This is a genomic window from Kitasatospora sp. NPDC057223 (assembly GCF_042669755.1).
Taxonomy (GTDB): Bacteria; Actinomycetota; Actinomycetes; order Streptomycetales; family Streptomycetaceae; genus Kitasatospora.
In genome coordinates this window covers 1-3,632 of the sequence record NZ_JBHUWW010000275.1, presented here as the reverse complement: position 1 = coordinate 3,632, position 3,632 = coordinate 1, and the positions used below count along the sequence as shown (strand labels likewise).

Below are 3,632 nucleotides of genomic sequence, written 5' to 3'. Positions count from 1 at the left end.
GTGGCCTGCCAGTGCGCCTCGTCGCCGCCGCGGCCCGCGAACCGCCCCGGGTCCGCGACGATCGCCCGGACGACGCCGACCGCGGCGCCCAGCAGCGGCCCGCGGCGGCCGAGCCCGGAGACCGTCAGCCAGTCGTCCGACCACGGTCGCACCGTCACCCGGACGGCCAGCTCGCGGCGCATCGCCGGGAGCAGCCAGGGCGCCAGCTCGGCGTAGCCGCCGCCGAGCACCAGCTCCTCCGGGTCCAGCAGGTTGACGGCGCCGGCCGCCGCGATGCCCAGCGCCGCGCCGGCCCCGGCCAGCGCGGCCCGGACGGCCTCGTCCCCGCCCTCGGCCCGCTCGGCGAGCAGCGCGACCCAGTCGCCGTGCACGCCCTCCAGTCCGGCGGCGCGCAGCACGGCCGCCTCCCCCGCGTACTGCTCCAGGCAGCCGCTCGCACCGCAGGCGCAGAGCGGCCCCTCCGGGTGCACCGGCACGTGCCCGAGCTCTCCGGCGAAGCCGCGGGCGCCGCGCAGCAGCCGCCCCCCGACCACGATCGCCGAGCCGATGCCGGCCTCCGCCGACAGGTGGAAGAAGTCACCGGGCCGCCCGGCCAGCCAGAGTTCGGCCAGCCCGCCCAGGTTGGCCTCGTTGTCGACCTCGATCGGCAGCGCGGCGAGGTCGTCCGCGCCGGCCGCGCGCAGCGCCGGGCGCAGCTCGGCCGCGACCGGCACCCCCGACCAGCCGAGGTTGGGCGCCCGCTCGACCATGCCTTCGGCGGCGCCGATCAGCCCGGGGACGGCCAGGGCCAGCCCGGCCGGGCGCAGTCCGGAGGTCTCGGCGGCGCGGCGCAGCAGTCCGGCCAGGTCGGCGAGGACGGTCGCGGGGCGGCGCCCGCGGTTGCGGACCTCCATCCGGTGCCAGCTGCGGACCTCACCGCGCAGGTCCACCACGCAGGCGGCCAGGTGCTGTACGCCGATCTCGGCGCCGAGGCCGCCGGGCCCGTCCGGGGCGAGGCCGAGGGCGGTGCCGGGGCGGCCGACCCGGCCGCTCGGCACGGCGGGGCCGGCCTCGGTGAGCAGGCCGGCCGCGAGCAGTTCCTCGGCGAGCGAGGAGACGGCGGCGCGGGTCAGGCCGGTGGCGGCGGCCACGTCGGCGCGGGAGCGCGGCCCCTGGGCGATCTGGCCGAGGACGAGGGCCAGGTTGGCCCGGCGCATTCCCTGCTGGCTGGCCGGTCCGGGCTGCCGGGTGTCCTGGTCACGCATCGCCGGAGCCCTCCGCCATGGCCGCCCGGGAGGCCTGCGTCGGCTGCTCGGCCTGCTGAGGCTGCTCGGCCTGCTCGGCCGCCCTCGCCCGCTCGGTCAGGTGCACGAACACCCAGCGCTTCATCGCCCAGTAGCGGAACACCATGGCCAGCAGGGTGCCGACGAGCATGCCGCTGACGAAGTCGGCGGCCTCCTGCGTGAACGGGCTGACGTCGGGTTCGCGCAGGTCGAACAGGTAGCGCGAGGCGATCAGCGGCAGGTCGTTGACCAGGATCGCGACCGCGCTGACCACGAAGAACAGCACCGCCTCGCGCTGGCGGCCGTTCGCCCGGAACGACCACTGCCGGTTCAGCACGTACGAGACGACGGTGGCGACGACGGTGGCGATGGTGAGCGCCACGACCGGCTTGTGCTCCAGCACGGTGAGCTTGAGGGTCAGGTTCACCACCAGGGTCAGGACGAAACAGGTGCTCCCGACCAGGAGGAACTTCACCAGTTTGCGGTGCTTGACCAGGAACGGGCGCATCCCGGCCGGGACTCGGGCCAGGGCGCGCTGGGTGGGGGACGGCATTCTCGCAGTCTCGCACGGTGCCCGGCCGCAGCCGGAATCCGCGGCACCGGCGTGGCAGGCCACCCGGGTGCCGCGGACGCCGCCCCGCCCCCGCTACCCGGCGGTGATCCGCAGGACGCCGGTGGTGGAGCCCTGGTAGACCACTCCGCCGGGCGCGATCGAGCCGACCATCTGCAGGGTGTCGAAGATGAAGCCGCCGCCCAGGTACTTGGTGCGGCCGACCGCCCCGGTCGCCGGGTCGACCTCGGCGTAGGAGTAGGGGTCGACGGCGGAGGTGGTGTTCGTCCCGGGGATGACGGGGTTGCGGAGCACGGTGTGGATCAGCCCGTCGGCGGTGGAGAGCCGGGGGACGGCGGCGGAGCGCACCTTGTTGTCCCACTTGAGGTCGCAGCCGGATCCGTCGGGGCGGACGTCGACCCGGCTGAGTCCGCCGTAGAACTTGTCGGAGGCGGGCACGCTGGTTCCGGCGTCGTCCGGCAGCTTCGGGTACGGGTAGCCGTAGGTGCTGGCGATGAAGACGGCGTTGCCGACGGCGACCGGCGAGTTCTCGCTGCCGCTGCCGCCCGCCCTGAGCACCGGCACCGAGCAGACCTGCGCGCCGGTGTCGGTGCGGTAGACCAGCAGGTTCACGGTCGGTGCGGCGTTGTCGACGATGGTGACGTAGTCGGTGCCGCTCTGCGGGCCGAAGAAGGTCGGGGTTGAGCCGGTGCCCCAGCTGAGCTGGCCGGGCTTGCGGCCAGGGCCGCGGTCGTAGGCCTGGCGCCAGGCGACCCGGGGGGTGCCGTCGGCGTCGGCGGTGAGCAGGTAGGTGGCGTGCGAGGTGGCGACGGCGGTGCCCGCGGGGGCGGTGGAGATGCTGTTGGCGACCTTCTCGCCGGCGGGCAGGGCCAGCGTGCGGACGGCGCCGGTGCGGTCGTCGGCGGTGCCGACGACGCCGCCGCCGGTGGCGAACCAGACCCGGCCCTGCCAGTCGGGCGAGACCCCGGTGACGGCGTCGCCGTCGGGGACGGCGCCGGCCAGCGGGAGCCTGCTGTCGACGAACAGCTCCCAGTGCCCGGCGGCGTCCCGGCGGTGGGCTATCCGCAGCAGGTCGCGGTTGCCGTCGACGGCGACCAGGCGGTCCTGGTTGTCCAGGTAGGCGTAGACGCCGCCGAGCAGGGAGCCCTTGGCGAGCGGCAGCTCGGTGAGCGAGCCGCCGTCGGCGGGGTCGAGCAGGTGAACGGTCGGGGTGAGTCCGAAGATCGTGGTGCAGAGCGCGACGGGGAAGCCGTCCGAGCCGACCAGGATGGTCGGGCAGGCGGACTGCAGGGCGATCCGGTCGGAGGCGAGCGCCCCGGCCCGGGGCCCGGGCAGCGGGGTGGCGTCCGAGGAGCCGGTGTCACCGTGCATGGTGGCGGTGCCGTCGGGGCCGGCGTACGGGTTGTGCGGCGGCAGCGGGCCGTAGGCGGGCGCGGCCCGGGCCGGGGACGCGGCGCCGACGGCGAGCAGGGCGGCAGCGGCGAGTACGGCGGCGCGCGAGGGCAGGGTGAGGCGCATGGGTGTCCCGTCCGTGGGTCGAGTGAGTGGGTGCGGCGGTGCACACCGCCCGGCCCGCAGGCAGGACAAGAGGGCCCGGCAGGGAGCCGGGCGGGGTCACCGCGCTGGGTTCACACAGCGCGGCGACAGATCGCGGAGCACGCCCGGGCCAGGTCGACGTCGAGTCGACGGCTCAGGTGGGCGTGGCGGTCCATGGCGCCCATGCTGGCGCACTGACTCGGTGTCTCACAAGGCCGTCTCACCCTGCGGGCGCGCCCGACGGGAGGTCAACTCCCGTCGGG

The 3,632-nt window shown here is 75.9% G+C and carries 3 protein-coding genes; all 3 read right to left on the bottom strand.

Annotated elements, in window-relative coordinates; translation table 11 throughout:
- The coding region (locus ACFUK0_RS39890) for an ROK family protein (protein ID WP_380258947.1) at positions 1 to 1,244 on the bottom strand (1,244 nt) is incomplete at its 3' end.
- Positions 1,237 to 1,815 (bottom strand): GtrA family protein, encoded by a 579-nt coding sequence (locus ACFUK0_RS39885; protein WP_380258945.1) that lies wholly within the window; start codon positions 1,813 to 1,815, stop codon positions 1,237 to 1,239. The genes ACFUK0_RS39885 and ACFUK0_RS39890, both read right to left, overlap by 8 nt.
- Positions 1,816 to 1,908: 93 nt before the next feature.
- Positions 1,909 to 3,351, bottom strand: coding sequence for a hypothetical protein (locus tag ACFUK0_RS39880; RefSeq protein ID WP_380258943.1), 1,443 nt, complete (start codon positions 3,349 to 3,351; stop codon positions 1,909 to 1,911).
- Positions 3,352 to 3,632: the final 281 nt, after the last annotated feature.